General features: G+C 66.4%; 13 protein-coding genes and 3 tRNA genes. 7 read left to right on the forward strand and 9 right to left on the reverse strand.

Translation table 11 applies throughout. The annotated features are described in order from the left end of the window. Nucleotides 1-10: 10 nt before the first annotated feature. Nucleotides 11-1,441 carry a TldD/PmbA family protein gene (locus VFC51_00930; protein ID HZT05571.1) on the reverse strand — a complete coding sequence of 477 codons (1,431 nt, stop codon included), beginning with the start codon at nucleotides 1,439-1,441 and terminating at the stop codon, nucleotides 11-13. A gap of 137 nt (nucleotides 1,442-1,578) precedes the next feature. On the opposite strand from VFC51_00930, the gene VFC51_00935 reads away from it, so the two are divergent. Then, nucleotides 1,579-2,061 (forward strand): MazG nucleotide pyrophosphohydrolase domain-containing protein, encoded by a 483-nt coding sequence (locus VFC51_00935; GenBank protein HZT05572.1) that lies wholly within the window; start codon nucleotides 1,579-1,581, stop codon nucleotides 2,059-2,061. Nucleotides 2,062-2,077: 16 nt separating this feature from the next. Here the strand turns inward: VFC51_00935 and VFC51_00940 are convergent. From VFC51_00940 to argS, 3 genes are all read right to left on the reverse strand, one after another. Further along, nucleotides 2,078-2,154: transfer RNA gene (locus VFC51_00940), tRNA-Pro, on the reverse strand. A 32-nt stretch (nucleotides 2,155-2,186) separates the two neighbouring features. After that, nucleotides 2,187-2,273 (reverse strand) — tRNA-Ser (locus VFC51_00945). Nucleotides 2,274-2,294: 21 nt separating this feature from the next. After that, entirely contained in the window at nucleotides 2,295-3,947 is a 1,653-nt protein-coding gene (argS, locus tag VFC51_00950; protein HZT05573.1) for an arginine--tRNA ligase, read from the reverse strand. A gap of 212 nt (nucleotides 3,948-4,159) precedes the next feature. Here argS and VFC51_00955 point away from each other — a divergent pair, with 212 nt between their 5' ends. Beyond that, a complete protein-coding gene (locus tag VFC51_00955; protein HZT05574.1) occupies nucleotides 4,160-4,996 on the forward strand; it encodes an Ig-like domain-containing protein in 837 nt (278 codons plus the stop codon). Here VFC51_00955 and VFC51_00960 read toward each other — a convergent pair. Both VFC51_00960 and VFC51_00965 read right to left on the reverse strand, forming a co-directional pair. Next, a complete protein-coding gene (locus VFC51_00960) occupies nucleotides 4,991-6,133 on the reverse strand; it encodes a cellulase family glycosylhydrolase (GenBank protein ID HZT05575.1) in 1,143 nt (380 codons plus the stop codon). The two genes, VFC51_00955 and VFC51_00960, sit on opposite strands and share 6 nt — an antisense overlap. Before the next feature lie 7 nt (nucleotides 6,134-6,140). Continuing rightward, entirely contained in the window at nucleotides 6,141-7,442 is a 1,302-nt protein-coding gene (locus tag VFC51_00965) for a beta-galactosidase (protein HZT05576.1), read from the reverse strand. A gap of 307 nt (nucleotides 7,443-7,749) precedes the next feature. Here VFC51_00965 and VFC51_00970 point away from each other — a divergent pair, with 307 nt between their 5' ends. Then, the gene (locus VFC51_00970) at nucleotides 7,750-9,285 is read left to right on the forward strand and encodes an FAD-dependent thymidylate synthase (protein ID HZT05577.1); all 1,536 of its coding nucleotides are present in this window, start codon (nucleotides 7,750-7,752) and stop codon (nucleotides 9,283-9,285) included. Further along, nucleotides 9,275-10,825, forward strand: a complete 1,551-nt coding sequence (locus VFC51_00975; GenBank protein HZT05578.1) for a hypothetical protein — start codon at nucleotides 9,275-9,277, stop codon at nucleotides 10,823-10,825. Before VFC51_00970 ends, VFC51_00975 begins: the two co-directional genes overlap by 11 nt. Before the next feature lie 17 nt (nucleotides 10,826-10,842). Here VFC51_00975 and gltB read toward each other — a convergent pair whose 3' ends face one another. Both gltB and VFC51_00985 read right to left on the reverse strand, forming a co-directional pair. Continuing rightward, nucleotides 10,843-15,429 (reverse strand): glutamate synthase large subunit, encoded by a 4,587-nt coding sequence (gene gltB, locus VFC51_00980; protein HZT05579.1) that lies wholly within the window; start codon nucleotides 15,427-15,429, stop codon nucleotides 10,843-10,845. A gap of 224 nt (nucleotides 15,430-15,653) precedes the next feature. Continuing rightward, nucleotides 15,654-15,748, reverse strand: a tRNA-Sec gene (locus VFC51_00985). A 55-nt stretch (nucleotides 15,749-15,803) separates the two neighbouring features. Here VFC51_00985 and VFC51_00990 point away from each other — a divergent pair. From VFC51_00990 to VFC51_01000, 3 genes are all read left to right on the forward strand, one after another. Then, nucleotides 15,804-16,097: a DUF503 domain-containing protein gene (locus VFC51_00990; protein HZT05580.1), complete on the forward strand. Its 294-nt coding sequence runs from the start codon at nucleotides 15,804-15,806 to the stop codon at nucleotides 16,095-16,097. A 93-nt stretch (nucleotides 16,098-16,190) separates the two neighbouring features. Next, nucleotides 16,191-17,006 (forward strand): prolipoprotein diacylglyceryl transferase, encoded by an 816-nt coding sequence (gene lgt / locus VFC51_00995; GenBank protein HZT05581.1) that lies wholly within the window; start codon nucleotides 16,191-16,193, stop codon nucleotides 17,004-17,006. Nucleotides 17,007-17,019: 13 nt separating this feature from the next. Further along, nucleotides 17,020-17,736, forward strand: coding sequence for a TIGR01906 family membrane protein (locus VFC51_01000; GenBank protein HZT05582.1), 717 nt, complete (start codon nucleotides 17,020-17,022; stop codon nucleotides 17,734-17,736). Here the strand turns inward: VFC51_01000 and VFC51_01005 are convergent. Further along, nucleotides 17,733-18,542, reverse strand: a complete 810-nt coding sequence (locus VFC51_01005; GenBank protein ID HZT05583.1) for a DUF2085 domain-containing protein — start codon at nucleotides 18,540-18,542, stop codon at nucleotides 17,733-17,735. The genes VFC51_01000 and VFC51_01005 overlap by 4 nt on opposite strands. Between the last annotated feature and the right edge of the window lie 32 nt (nucleotides 18,543-18,574).

Raw genomic sequence — 18,574 nt, forward strand, 5'->3', positions numbered from 1 at the left:
ATCCGTGTGCTCACGCGATTCCCACCCGAACGCCCCGGAATCGCGAGGCGGCGGCCCCGTGCCCGACGTGCATGGCCTGGGAGGGCTGACCCTTGCCGCAGTTCGTCACGCCCCACATCTGCCATTCGCGGCACACCGCGTCGCACGAGCGCCAGAACTCTGGGGTGATACCGCCGTAGGTGGCGTTTCGGTACAGTCGTCCCAGCTTTCCCCCCACGATCTCCCACGCGGCTTCGGTGCCGAATTGGAAGTTCAGCCGCTTGTCGTCGATGCTCCAGCTCCGATTCGTCGACAGGTAGAGGCCGCGGTCGGTGTCCGCGATCAAATCGTCGAGCGCCCATGGGCCGGGAAGGAGATTGATGTTCGTCATGCGAATGATGGGCAAACGGCTCCAGTCCTGCGCACGGACCGTGCCGTTGCTCGGCTTCCCGAAGCGCGCCGCCGTTTCGCGCGACGTGAGGTAATCGACGAAACGGCCGTGGTCGACGATTGGGGTGACCGTGGCCGGGACACCCTCGTCGTCCCAGCCGAACGTACCCATTCCACCGGGGACCGTCGCATCCGCGACGATGGTCACGTGCTCGGAGCCATACTGGAAGCCAATTCGATCGGGAGTGAGGAAGCTGGTGCCGGCGTAGGCCGCTTCCATCCCGAGCACGCGGTCCAGCTCCACCGCGTGTCCGCACGATTCGTGGACTTGGAGCGCCATCTGGGTCGGATCGATGATCACCGTGGTCACGTCGGAGGGACACTGGGGGGCTGAAAGGAGCGCTACCGCCTCCTCGGCGATGCGAGGGGCGTTCTCCACGAGCCGCATGCGCTGCACCAGCTCCCAACCGCCGCACCCCTGGTGCCGTCCGAAGCTATTGGGAAACGAGCGAGTCTGCACCTCGCCATCACCGACCGCCATCGCAACGATGCCGGCGCCCGTCTCCACCAGCTCCTGCTCCACGTCGCTGCCCTCGGTGCTCGCGAAGATCTTGCGCACGCGCTGGCATTCGAGCGACCCCTCCGCGACCGACACGCCCGCGACCCGGCGCATCTCGGCATCCGCCTGAAGGAGAAGCGCAACCTTGGCGTCGACGGGGATGGAGAAGGGGTCTTGCTCCACAGGAGTTCGATAGGAGCCGCGGGAGACGACCGGCGGGCCGAGATCCACGTCGCTTCGCTTGGCGAGCGCGCTGGCCCGGGCGATCTCCACGGCCAGCGCGGCGATGCGATCCACCTCTGTCGCGCTCAATACGGCGCTGGCGGCGAAGCCCCACGCGCCATCGGCGAGGACGCGCACACCGAAACCCTGGCCTTCCTCGGACAGGAGCGCTTCGACGACGCCGTTCTTGACGCCGATGGACTCGACGCGCCGCTCATCGATGCGCACGTCGGCGTACGTCGCGCCTCGCAAGGTCGCGACGTCGAGGGCGCGCCGCGCGAAATCACGCACGAATGCCTCCCGAGAACGTCTGGTGAATGCCACTATCATAGCTGGAGTGAGCTACCGTGACCCACACCGCGACGGGAGCGGCGATGACCGACGCGAGCGATCGCGCGCCACGTTCTCGCAACGCCGGCGAAAGCCGCATGAGCGCGCGATCTAGCGCTCGCGAAGAGGAAGGTTCGATCCTCGACGGCATCCCGGCGGCGATGCCGGCCCTCGAGCGCGCCGATGCGATTCAGCAGCGCGTCGCGGAGGTCGGCTTCGATTGGCCGGACATCAGCGGCGTGACGGCCAAAGCGCACGAGGAGATCGACGAGCTCGCGGCCGCCGCGACGCTCGACCACCAGCGGGAGGAGCTGGGCGACGTGCTCTTTGCGCTGGTGAACCTCGGCCGGCGGCTCGGCTTTTCGGCAGAGCTTGCCTTGCAGGAAGCCAACGAGAAGTTCATCCGTCGATTCGCTTGGATCGAGGCCCAGTGCCGGCAGGCGGGAGTGCGCCCGGAAGAGCTGGGCCTCGAGAAGCTGGACCGGCTCTGGAACGCGGCGAAGATGAACGAGCGACCAGAGGTGGATGAAGGTGCGCCGGATGCGAAAGGCGGCCGCGGCAAGCAAACCGGCGCGGTCTAGCGACTCGGTTTGTCTGTGGTCGGGGATGGCAGATTTGAACTGCCGACCTCTTCGTCCCGAACGAAGCGCGCTACCAGGCTGCGCTAATCCCCGATGTGCGGCTCATCTGGCCCGAGCCGCGCCGGCGGAGGGGGAGGGATTTGAACCCCCGGAGCCTTGCGGCTCAGCCGATTTCGAGTCGGCCGCACTAGACCAGACTATGCGACCCCTCCGGGCGCAATTGTACACGACGCCTACATCTCGTCGGGCGCGCTGACGCCAATGAGATCCAACGTCGTGGCCAACATCACCTTACAGGCGCCGACCAGCTTCAGGCGCGCCTTCATCAGCGCCTCGTCCTCCCCGATCACTCGGCATTCGTCGTAAAAGGCGTGGAAGCTGGTCGCCAGCTCCTGCGCGTAATGGGGCAAGGAGTGCGGTGCCATGGAGCTGGCTGCGTCCGCCACGATCTCCGGGAAGGCGAGCATCTTGCGGATCAGCGCCAGCTCCGCCGGGTGCTCGAGGCGGCGCACGTCGCCATCGACGAAATCGACATCCGCGGCCCGACGCATGATGCTCGCGATGCGCGCGTGCGCGTACTGCACATAGTAGACGGGGTTGACGTCGGACTGGGCCTTGGCAAGATCGAGGTCGAAATCCATCATCGCGTCCGCCGAGCGGCCCACGAGAAAGAAGCGCACGGCGTCCGGCCCGACCTCGTCGAGCACTTCCCGCAGCGTGACGAACGTCCCCGTGCGCTTCCCCATGGCGACCGGCCGACCCTGCCGAACGAGGTTCACGAGCTGGTAGATGAGCACGACGAGACGCGAGGGATCGTCGCCAATCGCCGATACCACGGCCTTCATCCGCGGAACGTGCCCCTGATGGTCGGCGCCCCAAATATCGATGGCCAGATCGAACTTGCGGCCCAAGAGCTTGTCGTAGTGATAGGCGACGTCGGAGGCGAAGTAGGTCGGCAGCCCATTGCTGCGGACCAGCACGTTGTCCTTGTCGTCGCCCAGCGCCGACGAGGTGAACCAGATGGCTCCCTCGCGCTCGGTGACGTACCCGCGCTCGCGTAGCGCCTCGATCGCCCGGTCGACCGCGCCGTCGTCGTACAGCGACTGCTCGGAAAACCACCGATCGAACCGAACGTTGAGCCGCTCCAGGTCTTCGCGGATCTGGCCCAGGATGAGGTCCATTCCCTTCCGCCCGATCTCCGCCTCGGCCTGCTGGCGCTCCATCTCCAGAAACCGTCGCCCGTCTGTGCTGGCGATGGCCGCGGCCAGATCCCGCACGTAATCGCCAGGGTACCCATCTTCTGGAATGGGAACGTTCAAGCCAAAGTGTTGCGCGTACCGGGCGAAGACGCTGCCGTTGAACGCCTCCATGCGCGATCCGGCGTCGTTCACGTAGTACTCGCGGCTCACGTCGTAGCCGGCCCATGTGAGGACACGCGCGAGGCTGTCCCCCAACGCGGCGCCGCGTCCGGTCCCCACGTGCAACGGCCCCGTCGGGTTGGCGCTCACGTACTCGACGAGCACCCGCTGCTTCCTGCCCAGATCAATGGCCCCGTACCGCGGGCCCTCGGCCAGAATCGCATCGACCTGGGAGGTGAGCCAGTCGGACGAGAGGAAGAAGTTCATGAAGCCCGGTGGCTCGACCCGCACCGAGGCGACCGATGGCGGCAGCGTGACGTGGGTGGCAACCGTGCTCGCGATCGTCATGGGCGGAAGCCGCGCGGCGCGCGCCATGCGCAGCGCCAGGGACGACGCATAGTCGCCGTGGCCAGGGTTGGCCGGCCGCTCGATGGCGATCTCGGGAACCCCGACGGCGGGAAGCTGCTCGTCCGCCTGAGCGCGCCGCACGGCCTCGGCGACGATGGTCCGGATTTCGTCACGCATCATGGTGGTGGTCACTATTATGCACGGTCCGGCTCCTGTTAACCCGGAGTTCACCCAAGGCAACCACGTTATCTCCGCCCACGCCGCATAAAGACACCCGTTCCGAGTGGCGATGGGTCGCCGCGGCATGCACCCGCAGCGGCTGGAACATCCGCCATCCCGTTCCTCCAGCGCCCATCACGGCGCTGAATCCCCCAATCCATGGAGAGGTTCCCATGCATCGTTTTGCGTCGCGCGTTCCCTGGCTCGTTGGCGTCGTGGCCCTGGGGTCAGCGGCGGCCATCCTTCTCGGCGCCAGCACGCAGCCGCCAGCGCAGAATGGCGCAGCGTCCACGCCGACCCTCATCGGCGCTTCGAACCAGCGGAGCAGCTCCCAGCCGACGATCCCCGCCGGCGCGCTATCAACGATGACGGGCCTGAGCAACTTCAACCAGCTGCTCACATCTCTGCCAACCGCGATGACGATCCCGGGCGGCGTCCCTGCGCTCCCGACGTCCCTCGCCACGACCCCGCTTCCGACCGGAAGCGGGGCGGCGATAACGCCAACGACGGGCGGCCTGGCGCCGTCGTTGCAGCTCACAACCCCGACCGCGCCTATTCCCATCACCCCTACCCCGGCCGTCGGCTCCGTGACGACGGCGACCGCCGAGCCCGTCCATTACGCGACCATGACCCCTCCAACCGATCCCGTTGTGTCGATCGACACCGTGAATGACGGAGAAACGATCTCCAACGGCGAGCCGATGACCATCGGCGGTTGGGCGGTCGATCCGCGCGGTGTCGGAACGTCGATCACCGCCGTAGACGTCTTCCTGGACGGTGGGCCGGGCAGCGGGCGGTATCTGGGCGCGGCGGACTACGGCACGACGCGGCCGGACGTGGCGGGCATCTTCCAGCACCCCGACTGGACGGCCAGCGGCTTTGCCTTCGAATGGACGCCGCGGGGAATTCGCGCCGGCGACCACACGCTGGTCATCGTCGCGCAGTCCGCGTTCGGCGCGCCCGTCACCACGGAGGTGTCCGTGAAAGTCGCCGGGAGCGGCGGGTCATGACGCCGTCAGATACGACTTCAGCTCGCGGTACGCGTCGCGCGGCGTTCCGTCCTGGTTCGAGATGCTCCAGAAAAGCTGCTCCTGATCTCCCTTCCACGTCGGGTCGGGCATGTAGATCACGGTCATGAAGGCCATCCAGGGCCAGTTGGCGCGCGCGTATTTGAAGGCGCGGACGAGGTAGTCGGCCTTCTGCTGCTCGGTGACGCTGTGCCACGCGTACGGGGATCCCGGGCGCGGATCGCTGTCCCATCCCATCTCCAGCACGGCCATGCGGCGGTCGCCGTCGCCCTGCTGGACCATGATCTGGCGCATGTCCTCGACGTGCCGGAATACATATGAGCGCCGAAGCTCAGGGCTGCTCGGATCGTGATTGGTCAGGGCGGGATCGTTCGCCGCAACGCCCGGATCCGTCTCGGGCGGGGCTTTGAAGCCGGCCGCGTGAACGCCCAGAATATCGAACGATCCCTTGGCCCCAGCGGCGTACATGTCGCGGAGATAGATGGCGTCGGGGTGCGCGGCCGGGCTGTTGTCCGTTGTCGGTGATAGGCCGGCCGTCACCACCAGCGCGTCGGGGTCCGCGCGCTTGATGGTCGCGTAGCTCGCCTTCAGCAGCGCCACGTATTCGTCGGCGCTGGGCTCGCGGTCGCCCCATTCGCGGGAGAGGTTCGGCTCGTTCCAGATCTCATACGCCTGAATCCGGCCCTTGTACCGCGAAGCGAGCGCGGAGAGATAGTCAGTCCAGTCGGAAAGTCGGTCGGGCGGGCCGTCATCGGGGTAAAGGCCGTCGGCTCGGGACCAGCCAGGGTGTCCGTCGACCCGAGCGACCAGCTTCAAGCCCTGGGCTCGGACGGCGTTGACGATCCGGTCGGGCTCGTTCCACTCGAACCGACCCTTCGCGTCCCGTTCGATGTTGCGCCACTCGAAGCGCTGCTTCACCCAGGTGAATCCGGCGTCCCTGGCCAGCTTCAGATCTCGATCGGTCGTCTGCGGGTTGCCCCACAGAAACACGTGGATCGCGGCCTCCGGTGCCCCGGTGGGCCGCGGCGAGGGCAGCCGGAGGGGGCCACAGCCGTATGGGATGAGGAAAACGGCAGCGATGAGGACCAGGCGGGGAACCGACGCCAGGGCTCGATTCACGCGGCGATCAGTTGATGTCCGGGAGATAGCCGCTCTTTCGGGCGGCGACGAGGGCGTCGTAGGCCGGCCGCGTCGACCCGTCCGGATCGGTGACGCTCCACCAGTACTCTTCGCGACTCTCGTTCCAATCCGGCGACGCGATGTTCCAGAGCACCATAACCCCGATCCAGGGCTGCCAGTGGAGGTAGGCCCATCGATAGGCCTCGACGACGTAGTCCGCCTTGTCCTGTTCGGAGACTCGGTGCCACGCATAGCTCGGATGGATTGGATCGCTCGACCATCCGAACTCGGTCAGCCAGATCTGCTTGCCGGCATCGCCATTTCGCACCATCACGTCGCGGAGCTGCTCGACGCGGCGAAATCCGAACGACTGATCCCCGCCCCAGAGCGGATTGGCCGCCAGCTCGGCGGTCCCAACCCACGGCGGCGCTTTGTAGCCCGCTCCATGGGCCCCCAGCACGTCGAAGCAGGGCTTCGCGCCCGCGTCGTACATCCACTGCGTGAAGACGACGTCATTAGCAGCCTCGGAATTCAAGGTACCCGTGGGCGTCAGCGCCGCGCTGATCACCACGATGTCGGCGGACGTCTGCTTCGCCGCCCGATACGCGGTGCAGAGGAGCCGCACGTAATTGGCGGCGCTGCCCGGCCCGATCGAGGCGCCGCCCCAATCGCGCCAGAGATTCGGCTCGTTCCACACCTCGATCGCATCGATGGTGCCGTACGGGGAGCCGCTCTGGTAGCGATCGACCAGCGCCTGAACGAAGTCGCCGAAGTCGTCGTAGTTGTCCGGCGGTCCATTGTGCGCGCCATCGGCTCGCGCCCAATCGGGCTGGAAATCCAGCCGCGCGATCACCCTCACGCCGGCATCGTTCGACGCGCGCACGACGGCATCGGCAGCGGACCAGTCGAAGACGCCGCGCTCCGGCTCGATGAGTCGCCATTGAAAGAGCGTCTTCTGCCAGCCAAACTGCGCGCTGGTGACCTTGCGCAGGTCTCGGTCGATGGTGAGCGGCTTGTCCCACACGAAGATGTTCATGCCGTATTGGGGCCCGCTCACGTGGGGAATGACGCGCTGGGCTGTCACGTCCGCCCCTCCAGCCAGGGTGCCGCTATCGTCCGCGGTCGACGCGCCCGACGAATCGGACGCCGCTGTCTGGTCTCCCGTCGGCAGTGGAGTGGACGTGCCAGCGCCGGTGGTGGCGCCGGCAGCCGCGGTAGGCGACGATTGCGATGGTGGGGCCGCGGCGTCCTTCCTGGTCTCGGACGGGGTGACGTAGCCGTGAAGCTGCTGGGCTTGGCTCAGCTCCACGGGCCCGGCCGTGACCGAAACGAGAAAACACAACGTGAGGAGGACGCGCGCACAGGTCGAGGCGAGCAGGTTGCCTCCGAGCGGTTGCGGCGTTCAGAGCCGCTGTTACGATCTGTTACGAATCGCGTTGCGCTCCGAGCATGCCATTATAGGAGCCGTTGCGCCCAACGAACAAGATTACGAATCGATCACATTGCGATCGGGGTCGCCAAAAGACCAGCCGGTAGCCGCTGTGGACACCGCGGTCAAGCCGGTGGGCCAGCCAGGTGCCTTATCATCGACTCATTCGAGCGCATGAGGACGTGGGATGTCCGACGAACGGCGAATCTTCTCGGTCATCGGCACGCTGCCCGAGCCCGGCGGTTACGCCATCGCCAAGTTCAGCAGATCGGCGCGGCCGTATCAGGAGTGGGTGAGCGAGCTTTCGCAGGAGGGCGCGAGCCGATTCTACGAGCAGTTCTACTTTGCCTATGGGCACTCGTCCATCGCAGACCTCGCGCACGTCACGATGATCACCGAAAACGTGTCCATCGTCGCGGCAATCGAGATCCTCGACGAACAGCTGGTCGACGCGCAGGAAAGCTCCACGCGGTACCAGGACTTCACCCGCCGTCGCTATTACACGCCGCCCGAGCTCCGTGGCTCGCCGCTCGAGGGCGCATTCGCGCAAACGTGTGATCGGCTCTTTTCCGCGTACCGGACGGTTCATCGCACCGTCCTCGAGCATTTCGAGCGCCGATACGCCGACCAGCGGCCGAAGGAGATGGGCGACGATGAGTATCGGCGCACCGTTCGCGCGCGGGCGTTCGACGTAGCCCGGTACCTATTGCCATCGAGCACGTACACCGGACTCGGCTACATCTGTAGCGCGCGGACCCTCGAGCGCCAGATCCGGCGGCTCGCGTCGCTGCCCCTTGGTGAGCTAAAAGAGATCGCTGCCGAGCTGCGTGCGGCCGCAAGCGAGCCAGCGTACAACCCGCCAGCGATCCGTTTGGACGCGGAGATCGCGGCCTTTCTCCAGCGTACGCCCGATCCCAACGCGGCAGACTTCGTCGATCGCGCGCGGGAGATCGTGGCGACCGGCGCGGCCGCGGCCCCCACCCTCGTGCGCTACACGGAAGCGAGCCCTTACGTCACCGCGACCTATGGCGAGCTCCGGCGGCAAGCCGCTCTCCTCCCGCGCGATGAAGCTCCCGACGGCACCCGCGGAGTCACCCTCGTACAGCCGTCCGATCTGCGCACCGAGCTTGCGGCGACCCTCCTCTACCGCGCCTCGAACCTGGCATACGAGCAGATCCTCAACGCGATCCGCTCCTGGCCCGTCGAGCGCCTCGATGGGCTCGCGGCGACGGCCTTCGCGTCACGCGGACCGCACGACGAACCGATCCGCGAGACTCGGGTCGGTCATCAGCTCATCTTCGACCTCTGCATCGACAACGGCGCCTTTCGCGATCTGCACCGGCATCGCAATTGCATCCAGATCGTCAAGGATTTCACGCCAGCGTACGGGTACGATGTGCCGGCGGCCGTGGTGGATGCGGACGTGGCGGACGACTATTGCGCCGCCATGGAGGAGGCGGGCGACGTAGCCGCGCGAATCGAGGATGCCGCGCCGGGAATCGGTCAGTATGCGCTGCCGCTCGGCTACCGGCGCCGCGCGCTGTTCAAGATGGATCTCGCCGAGCTGATCTATATCGTCGAAACGCGATCGAAGCCGGCGGGCCATTTCTCCTACCGAGAGATCGCCCACCAGATGCTCGACGAGGTGCGAAAGCGCTACCCGTCCCTCGCCCGATTCGTTCGCTCTACCGATCCAGACGTGGATGGGTTCTTTGAACGTTGACCGCGTTCTGCGACCGTGGGTGGCCCTGCCGCCCGCCGTCCGTCTGGCGCTCCTCGGCGCAGCCACCGCCGCCACGTACACGCTCGGGTTCGCCCTCCCCTATCCCATCTCCGTTGGCTTGGCCCGACCGCTGCAGCAGTTTGCCCGCATTACTGGTCCGTCACTCGGGCCAACGCTCGGACTCGTCGTCACCTTGCTCGTGCTTTTCGCCCTGTACCTCGCGGCCATCGCGACCGCACGCCAGTGCGCGGACCGACGCGGCATGGCGATCGTGCTGGGCGCCGGCGCGCTCTCCACGTTGGCGCTGCTCGTCACCTACCCATTGTTCTCGCTCGACATCTTCTACTACATGTCAGCCGACCGGATCTGGAGCGTGTACCACGAGAATCCCTTCGTCGTACCTCCGCTGCAAGCGGCCCACGACCCTTTTTTCCCCTACACGGCCTGGGGACACTACCCGCTGCCGTACGGCCCGCTCTGGCCATGGTTGACGCGTTTCACCGGCTCGGCGGGCGGCGGCGATATCGGCCGAACCCTTCTCGCGTTCAAGGCGCTGAGCAGCGCCGCGTATCTCCTCGCGATTCCAGCCGTGGCCTGGGCCGCAGCGCCTCTCGGACCGGGTCGGCGAGTCGTGGCGAGCTGCGCATTTGCCTGGAATCCCCTGGTGCTCATCGAGCTCGTCGGCAATGGGCACAACGACGCGGTTGCGCTCCTTCCGACGGTCCTGGCCGTCGGATTCTGGCTGCGGGGGCCGAGCGCTCCGACGGTCTGGGCGCTCTGCGTATCGTTCCTCGTCAAGGCGACGGTGGCGGTGGCGGTGCCCGCGTTTCTCGTCGCGGGTATACGTGATGCGCTCACGAGGGGGCGGTTCCGGCGCTGGATGCTGACCAGCGCGGCCCCAGTCCTCGGACTGACGGTCCTCGCCTGGCTCCCGTTTCGCAATGGACCGACGACCGGGTTCCTCCGGGAGACGCAGCAATACTTCCACAGTCCCACAGCCGTCGTCGCTGCGCTTCTTACGGCGCGGGCGCCGGAATGGCGCGCCAGCGCTGTCGAGCTGACCCAGATCCTCCTCCTCGTCTGCTTTGCCGGCTACTATTTCAGCCAGCTCCGCACTCTCTCGCAGGAGGGACCCAGAGCGCTGGGCGCTGTCTGGCGAATCTTCGTTCTCTATTTCGTCGTCGTCTCGCCCTTCTTCTCCCCCTGGTACGTGGTGTGGCCCGTCGCGACCGCTGCCATCCTGGGGAATGCGCGCACACGAGCCTTCTCGACGGCGCTATCGTTTGGAGCCATGTGCACGTACCTGGTCCAATTTGTGCTGAGGCCGGTAAGTGGTGGTCTCCCGGGTACGGCCGCGCTGGGCGCAATGTCCATAGCCGTCGCGACGGCCCCGATGCTGGCCTACTGGGCTGCGACGACGCAGACAGCGCGACGCGTTACCGGCGCGGCGTCCTGGCCAGCGAAGCGAGTCGCGGTCGCCCAGATGGAGCGCCGTCCGCGATCCGAAGGGGGCTCGGTCGTGCGAAGCCGCGCGCAATAACGCGCGCGCTGGCCAGCTCAGGCCGTTGTGGGGACGGGGGGCGCGGAGTTCGGGGCTTCGGTGCCGGTGTCCGCCCCGACCATGGCAGGCGTGTGGGTCTGGACCGTTGGCGGATCAGGCACGACCTTCCAAAATCGGGGGAGATACTCGTCCCAGTGGTCCAGGACCCGTCGCCCCTGGACGCTGCCCGTGAGCGCCACGTGTTCCTCGATGAGGGCGCGCAAGGCGTCGGCGTCGTCCGGCCGCTCGATTCGGTCGTGCTCGCACAGGCGCTCCAGCTCGACCAGCTCCGGATTCACCTTACCGGGGAAGTCTCCCGCTTCGTCCAGCACGTACGCCGTGCCGGCGGACATGCCGGCTGCGAAGTTCCTCCCGACCGGACCGAGGACGACAACGATTCCGCCTGTCATGTACTCGCAGCAGTGGTCGCCCGCGCCCTCGATCACCGTCGTGGCCCCGCTATTGCGCACGGCGAACCGTTCGCCGGCGCGGCCGGCCGCGAAGAGGTTGCCACCGGTTGCGCCGTACAGGACGGTGTTGCCCATGATGATGTTCTCGTGCGCGAGGAACTTGGCCTCTGGCGGCGGGAAAAGGATGATTTCGCCACCACCCATGCCCTTCCCGACGTAGTCGTTCGCCTCGCCCTCGAGTATGAGGCGCACGCCTTTCGTCAAAAAGGCGCCGAAGCTCTGCCCCGCGCTGCCCTTGAGGCGCACCTCCAGGGTACCGTCGGGGAGGCCATCCGCGCCGTGCCGACGCGAGATCTCGTGGGAGAGGCGTGCGCCCACGGCCCGGTTCGCGTTGGTGATGGGATAACAGAGGGCGAGGCGTGAACCCGATTCCCAGGATGTGGCGGCATCGCTCACGATCCGATCGTGGAATGGGTCCTTCGCCGGTGGGTCGTTGCGGTCCTGCATCTGCTTGATCGGTCGCGATCCCGTCGGATCCGGTGCCGCGATGATGGCGCTCAAGTCCAGCTCACCGGCACGGACGTTCGGCACCTCGTGAACTTGCTCGAGGAGATCGACCCGGCCGATGACCTCGTCGAGGCTCCGAGCGCCCAGGCTGGCGAGAATTTCTCGGACTTCCATTGCGAGGAAGGAGAAGTAGTTGATGACCATCTCAGGTGTGCCGGTGAATTTGGCGCGAAGATCCTCGCGCTGCGTCGCGATACCGGTCGGGCAGGTGTTCAGATGGCACTGGCGGGCCATGTCGCACCCCATCGCAACGACCGCGGAAGTGCCGAACCCGTATTCCTCGGCGCCCAGCATCGCAGCGATGACCACGTCACGCCCGGTCTTCAAGCCGCCGTCGGTCCGAAGACGGACGCGCCCGCGCAGGTCGTTGAGCACCAGGACCTGTTGCGTCTCCGCCAGGCCCAACTCCCAAGGGCAGCCAGCGTTCTTGATTGACGAGAGCGGCGATGCGCCGGTGCCTCCCGAGTCACCCGAGATCAGCACGTAGTCCGCGTAGGCCTTCGTGACGCCGGCTGCGATCGTTCCAACGCCCGCCTCCGAGACGAGCTTGACACCCACGTACGCGCTTGGATTGGCCTGCTTCAAGTCGTAGATGAGCTGGGCCAGATCCTCGATGCTGTAGATGTCGTGGTGAGGCGGCGGCGAGATGAGCGGGATGCCCGGGATCGCGTGCCGCAGTCGCGCGATGAAGCCATTCACCTTGTGCTTGGGTAGCTGGCCGCCCTCGCCTGGCTTCGATCCTTGAGCGATCTTGATCTCGATCTCCTGGGCTTGAGACAGGTACCACGAGGTCACCCCGAAGCGCGCAGACGCCACCTGCTTGATGCGATTGTGCGTCTGGACCCCGTTGTACGGGTGGAGATACCAGTCCGGGTCCTCCCCTCCCTCGCCGCTGTTGCTCTTGGCCCCCAGGGTATTCATGGCGATGGCGAGTGTTCGGATCGCCTCCACCGAGAGGGCGCCCAAGGACATAGCGGTCGAATAGAAGCGCCGGTAAATCTGTTCAATTGGCTCGACTTCATCCAACGGGATGGGCTTCGCGGGACGGAAGCGGATCAGGTCCCGCAGCGTGGCCGGATCGTGCTTCTGGGTGAGCGCGACGAATTCCTGATACGCCCCGTAATCGCCCTCGTGGGTTGCCTTGTGCATCGCCCGCACGACGAAGGGGTTGTATCCGTGGTATTCGCCGCTTCCACGGAACCGAACGAACCCCAGGTCCGGCAGGCCGCGCTTGCCCGTTGGGGCGCTCTGCTCGCCGAAGGCCATGGCATGCCGGCGCAGGACGTCGTCGGCGATCTCTTCCATTCCCACACCGGCCAGTCGGCTCGGGGTGCCAAAGAAGCGCGAGTCCACGAGATCGTGATTCAGGCCAATCGCCTCAAAAATCTGAGCGCCGCGATAACCGGAGAGGGCGGAGATCCCCATCTTGGACATGATCTTCAAGAGCCCGGCCTCTACGGCGGCGCGAAAGTTATCGACGGCCTGTTGTGGATCCAGCGACTCCATGCCTCGCTGGCCCGCGAACGTCCGGACGGTCTCGAATGCGAGGTAGGGATCGACGGCGCTGGCGCCGTATCCCGTCAGACAGGCGAAGTGGTGGATGTCCCAGGCGTCGCCCGTCTCGACGACGATGTCCGCCCGCATGCGCAGCCCTACGCGAATCAGGTGCTGATGGACGGCGCTGGTGGCCAGAAGCATGGGGATCGGGGCGTGCTGGGCATCGACGCCGCGGTCTGAAAGAATGATGAGGGCCTTCCCCGCGCGGATCGCGTCCTCCGCCTCTGTGCAGACCCGTTCCACGGCTTGCCCGAGACCGCCTCTGCCATCGGCCACCGGGAACAGGCACGACAGAACCTGCGACTGCAACCGCGCCTCCGGCAAGTGCTTGACGCGCTCGAGCTCGCCCTCCATCAGTACCGGGCTCGGAAACTCCACCAGGGCCGCGTGCTCCTCGGTCTCCTCCAATATGCTGAGACGCGGCCCTGCATACGTGTTGAGGCTCATCACCAGCTCTTCGCGCAGCGAGTCGATGGGCGGGTTCGTCACCTGGGCGAACCGCTGCTTGAAGTACGCATAGAACGGGCGCGTGTGGTGCGAGAGGACCGTGAGCGGCGTATCGTCCCCCATCGACCAAACGGCATCGTGCCCCTCGGCAGCCATGGGCTGGAGGACGTGCGTCAGATCCTCGTTGGTGTAGCCGAACGAGCGCTGCATCTGGATGAGATCGTGGCGAGCCTCGGCGGACCCGTTCGCGGATATGGTGAACCCGGAGCTGGGGAGCCGGAGCAGCTTTCGGCGTAGCCAGTACCCGTACGGGTTCTGCGATGCAACGCGGTGCTTGACGTCGCGATTGCGGTAGAGACGCTGGTGCTCGGTATCGACGAGGAGCATCTCGCCGGGCGCCAGCCGCCCCTTTTCCACGACGTGCGCGTCATCGATCTCGAACACGCCCACCTCGGAGGCGCTCACGACGAGGCCCGAGTCCGTCACCTTGTACCGAGACGGGCGCAGGCCGTTGCGGTCAAGACACGCGCCAGCAACGATGCCGTCGGTGAAGGCGACCGCGGCGGGTCCATCCCACGGCTCCATGAGGAGCGCATGGTACTCGTAAAAGGCCCGGAGGTCCGGATCCATGTCCGGCATCTTCTCCCAGGCCTCTGGCACCAGCATCATCATCCCGTGAGCGGGGCTTCGACCGGACTGCACGAGCAGCTCGAGCGCGTTGTCGAGGGAGGCGGAATCGCTCGCCGTCTCATCGATGACGGGCTTGAGGACCTCGACGTGCTCGCCCCAGACCTCCGAGCTCAGCTCCGCCTCTCGGGCCCGCATCCAGTTGCGGTTGCCCCAGAGGGTATTGATCTCGCCGTTGTGGGCCAGCATCCGGAAGGGCTGGGCCAGATACCAGTTCGGGAACGTGTTGGTGCTGTACCGCTGGTGGAAGACCACGATGGCGGACTCGAAGTCGGGATCGTGCAGGTCGGGGTAGAACTCACCCATCTGCGGCGCGACGAACAGCCCCTTGTAGACAACGGTGCGGGAAGAGAACGAGGCGATGTACAGATCATCGATCTCCTCCGCGTTCGCCGCCTTCTCGACGCTCTTGCGGATCAGGTAGAGGCGGCGCTCGGTCTCGTCGTCCTCGAGGGTCGAAGGCAATCCAACCAGGATTTGCTGGATGTTGGGCATCGTGGTCCGCGCCTGCTCGCCCAGCGCGTCCGGATTGACGGGAACCGGCCGCCAACCGAGCACCCGCGCCCCGAACTGCTCCACAGCCTGCTCGATGAGGGCGACCGAGCGGTCGAGGCTTCGGCTCGACTGGGGGAGGAAGATCATGCCGACGCCGAGGCGCCAGCCGTGCGGCAGCCGCATCCGGAGGCTGTGAAGCTCCCGGTCGAAGAGCCGCTGGGGAATTTGCAGAAGGAGGCCGGCGCCGTCGCCCGACTTCCCATCGGCCGAGACCGCGCCGCGATGCGTCACGTTGACGACCGACTGGATGGCGGTCTCGACGAGATCGTGCGTCCGCTCCCCGCTGATGTTCGCGACGAAGCCCACGCCACAGGCGTCGTGCTCCATGCGCGGGTCATACAGGGGTGGCGAGAACGGACGATGCATGACGCGCTTGGCCACGACTACGCTCCTTCGGCCCTGGCGCCCCGATGGGGCCGGTCGACCATGTTCATATGCCTTCGGCTAGGTCCTTGGCTCGCTTCCTCGCGACGGCCACGAAAGCTGCGCTGCGAACGGGGAACTCTGGGCCAGCGAGCCTGTCGATCTCCAGCGAGATCTCGCGGACGGGCCCGTATGATAAAAATGCTGCACTCCACTGTGCAGCCAACAACCCGCGTCAACGGCGGAGGCGTATGGGAGTCGAACCCACCCGCGACACCCTACAGTGCCGCGCAACGGTTTTGAAGACCGCGAGACCCACCGGGACCCGTCCGCCCCCAAAAACACGCCCAGATGTGCGCGATTATACATCATGGTCGCCCGCGGAGGTCGAAGTGTTCGTCGGTGTTTCTCGCCTAGAGCTGCACATTCCGGCGGCCCGCTCCTTAAAAGACAAGCGCGGCATCGTTCAGTCCCTGACCACCCGAATTCGCAATCAGTTCCCCGTATCGGTCGCCGAGATCGAGGCGTTGGACGACTGGAATCTGGCCGTGCTCGGCATGGCGGTCGTATCCAACAACGGAGGGCACGCGCGGGACGTCATCGACCGCGTCGTGGCGTATCTCGACCGCGCGCGCATGGACGCCGATCCCGGTGAAGTCGCCGTCGAAGTCCTGTCTGCCCTGTGACCGGCGGAAATCGCTGGCGGCGATCTCCACGCGCCCGTGGCTCACCCGTTCTGGACTCAGTACAATCTTGATACGCCAGGCTGAGGACTCACGTTGACCGGTTTCGTTCTTCCCATCGACCCCATCATCGCCCAGATTGGGCCGCTCGTTCTTCGCTGGTACGGGCTGATGATCGGGCTCGGAATCGTCGCGGGCTGCTACGTCGGAGCCAAGGAAGCGGCGCGGCGCGGGGTCCCCATGGACGACGCGGTCAACATGGCGACGTGGGCGGTACCGGTCGCGTTCGTCTTTGCGCGGCTTTTCCACGTGGTAGACATGCTTCCGTACTACGTGGCGAATCCGACGAAGATCATCGCCATCAACGAGGGCGGGATGGCAATTTATGGCGGGCTCCTCGGCGGCATCGTCGCCGGGCTCGTCTACGCCAAAGTCCATCGCCTCCCGATCGGGAAGCTGGCCGACGCGTCAGCGCCGGGCATGATCGCCGGCCAGGCGATCGGGCGCATCGGATGCTTCTTCAACGGCGACCACCAGGGGGTGCCGACATCCCTGCCCTGGGGAACGCAGTACACCAACTCGAATACCGTCGTGCCGGACTTCGGGGTACCACGCCACCCGACGCAGATCTACGAAATGCTCTACGACTTCGCGGTGTTCGGTCTGATCTGGTGGCTCCGCCGCCGTGTCTCGACCGACGGGGTGCTGTTCTGGACCTACGCGAGCCTCTATTCGTTCGGCCGCTTCTGGATCTCCTTCCTGCGACTGGACGCCAACTTCCTGTTTGGCTTGAAGGAGGCGCAGGTCGTGAGCCTCATCACCTTCATGGTGGGCGTGCCTGTCATCTTCTTCCTGCTCGGGCGCGCCCAGCGCGCGACGACCCTTCCCCGCCCGGAGGCCGCCGCTTCGTGACGCGCCGCTGACGGTGGAGACCACAGCGCCCGCCCTGCCGCTCGTCGCGGTCGTTCGGGTCGTCGCAACCATCTGCATCGCCCTCGCCATCCCGGTGTTCCTGGTCACGAACGGCGTGCGAGCAGTAGCCCTGGACGAAGGTCTGTACATGTCTCAGTTCGGCCGGTACGGCGTGGCCCGGGTGACCGGTCTGTCGCAGAGCGAGCTGCGCAAGGTCGCGTCAGCGTTCGTGAGCTATTTTCAGGGCCCACCGGGTCCGATGCGCGTGACGGTGGAGACTGCGCGTGGTCCCGAGCCGCTCTTCGGCGAGCGCGAGATCCAGCACATGGAGGACGTCCAGCGGCTCATCCAGCGCATGTTTCTCGCCTGGGGCGTCTCGCTCGTCGCGCTCGCCCTGGGCGCGATCGCGATCATCGTCGCCGAGCCACGCACCGGTGCCGCGGCGCTTTTCCGGGCTCTGGCCATCGGCGGCGGAACGTCGGTCGTGCTGGTCGGCTTGCTCTTCGCGGCGGCGGTGGTGGACTTTGACCGACTGTTCCTTCAGTTCCACTTCATGAGCTTCGCGAACGACCTCTGGATCCTCGACCCGTCGCGAGACCGGTTGATCCAGCTCTTCCCCGAGGGCTACTTCTTCGACGCGGCGATCCGTATCGGCGTCCAAACGGTGGGCTTTGGCGCGGCGATCCTCATCGCAGCCCTCGGGCTCCTGCTTTCCCTCAAGCCGCGCTAAGCGACCCAGGTGACGTGCAACGCCGCCTCCATCCAGTCGCGGAGCGCTGAGAGCGCGACGAGCTCCACCGCGGCCAGGACGAATCCCATCGCGCCATATCCGGCCAGGTCCCGCCAGCCCTCCGCGTCGGCCGTCCCCGCCCACGCGAGGACGCACACATGCGCGTTCGCGATCCAGAACGCGAACAGGACGCTGAGCACCGCGACCGCCGACAGCACCGTGATGGGGACCGCCACCGTGAGGGTCGCGAATCCGAGCGCCCCGACGACGACGCCGACCATCGCGACGTCCCGCCACGAGGTGAAGAACGGCGCCGGCTCGCGCTCCCGCCACAGCATATGGCTGATCGAGGGGGCGATAAACGCCGCGACGCTGACGCCGCACAGCAGGCCGGTTGCCAGGCGCAAATCGATCCGCGGCGCGTACAGCCACGGCCCCCCCGTGTCGAACATCAGTGCGTTCGCGCCGTCGACGCCCATAGCGCCGATGCCGGCCAGCAGCACGGCAAGCGCCCAGCCCGACGGAAGCGCCGTGCGCCGCGCGCCCCCGGCGAGCCATACGACCACGACGGCAGCCACGAATCCGACGAAGATCCCGTCCATCCGTGCCTCGAGGGCCATCGGCTGTCCACCCGCGACGATGGAATGGGACGCGCGTTGGGCACAGATGCCGTGCAGAATCGCGGCAAAGCGCGCATCCGCGCTCCCCGGAGCGAGGAGCAACCCGCCCAGGGCGAGCGCCGGCAGCGCGACCAACGAGAGCAGGCTGAACGGGCTCACCGATGGATGGACAGCCGGACGAGCCACGCTCAATAATCCCTGCGCTGGAGTGGAACCGG

It is taken from the genome of Chloroflexota bacterium, assembly GCA_035652535.1.
Classification (GTDB): Bacteria; Chloroflexota; UBA6077; order UBA6077; family SHYK01; genus DASRDP01.

Excerpts from the sequence above, each read along its gene's own strand:
- VFC51_00935 (HZT05572.1), top strand. The coding sequence starts at position 1,579 with ATGAGCGCGCGATCTAGCGCTCGCGAAGAGGAAGGTTCGATCCTCGAC.
- argS (HZT05573.1), bottom strand. The coding sequence starts at position 3,947 with ATGATGCGTGACGAAATCCGGACCATCGTCGCCGAGGCCGTGCGGCGC.
- VFC51_00955 (HZT05574.1), top strand. The coding sequence starts at position 4,160 with ATGCATCGTTTTGCGTCGCGCGTTCCCTGGCTCGTTGGCGTCGTGGCC.
- VFC51_00970 (HZT05577.1), top strand. The coding sequence starts at position 7,750 with ATGTCCGACGAACGGCGAATCTTCTCGGTCATCGGCACGCTGCCCGAG.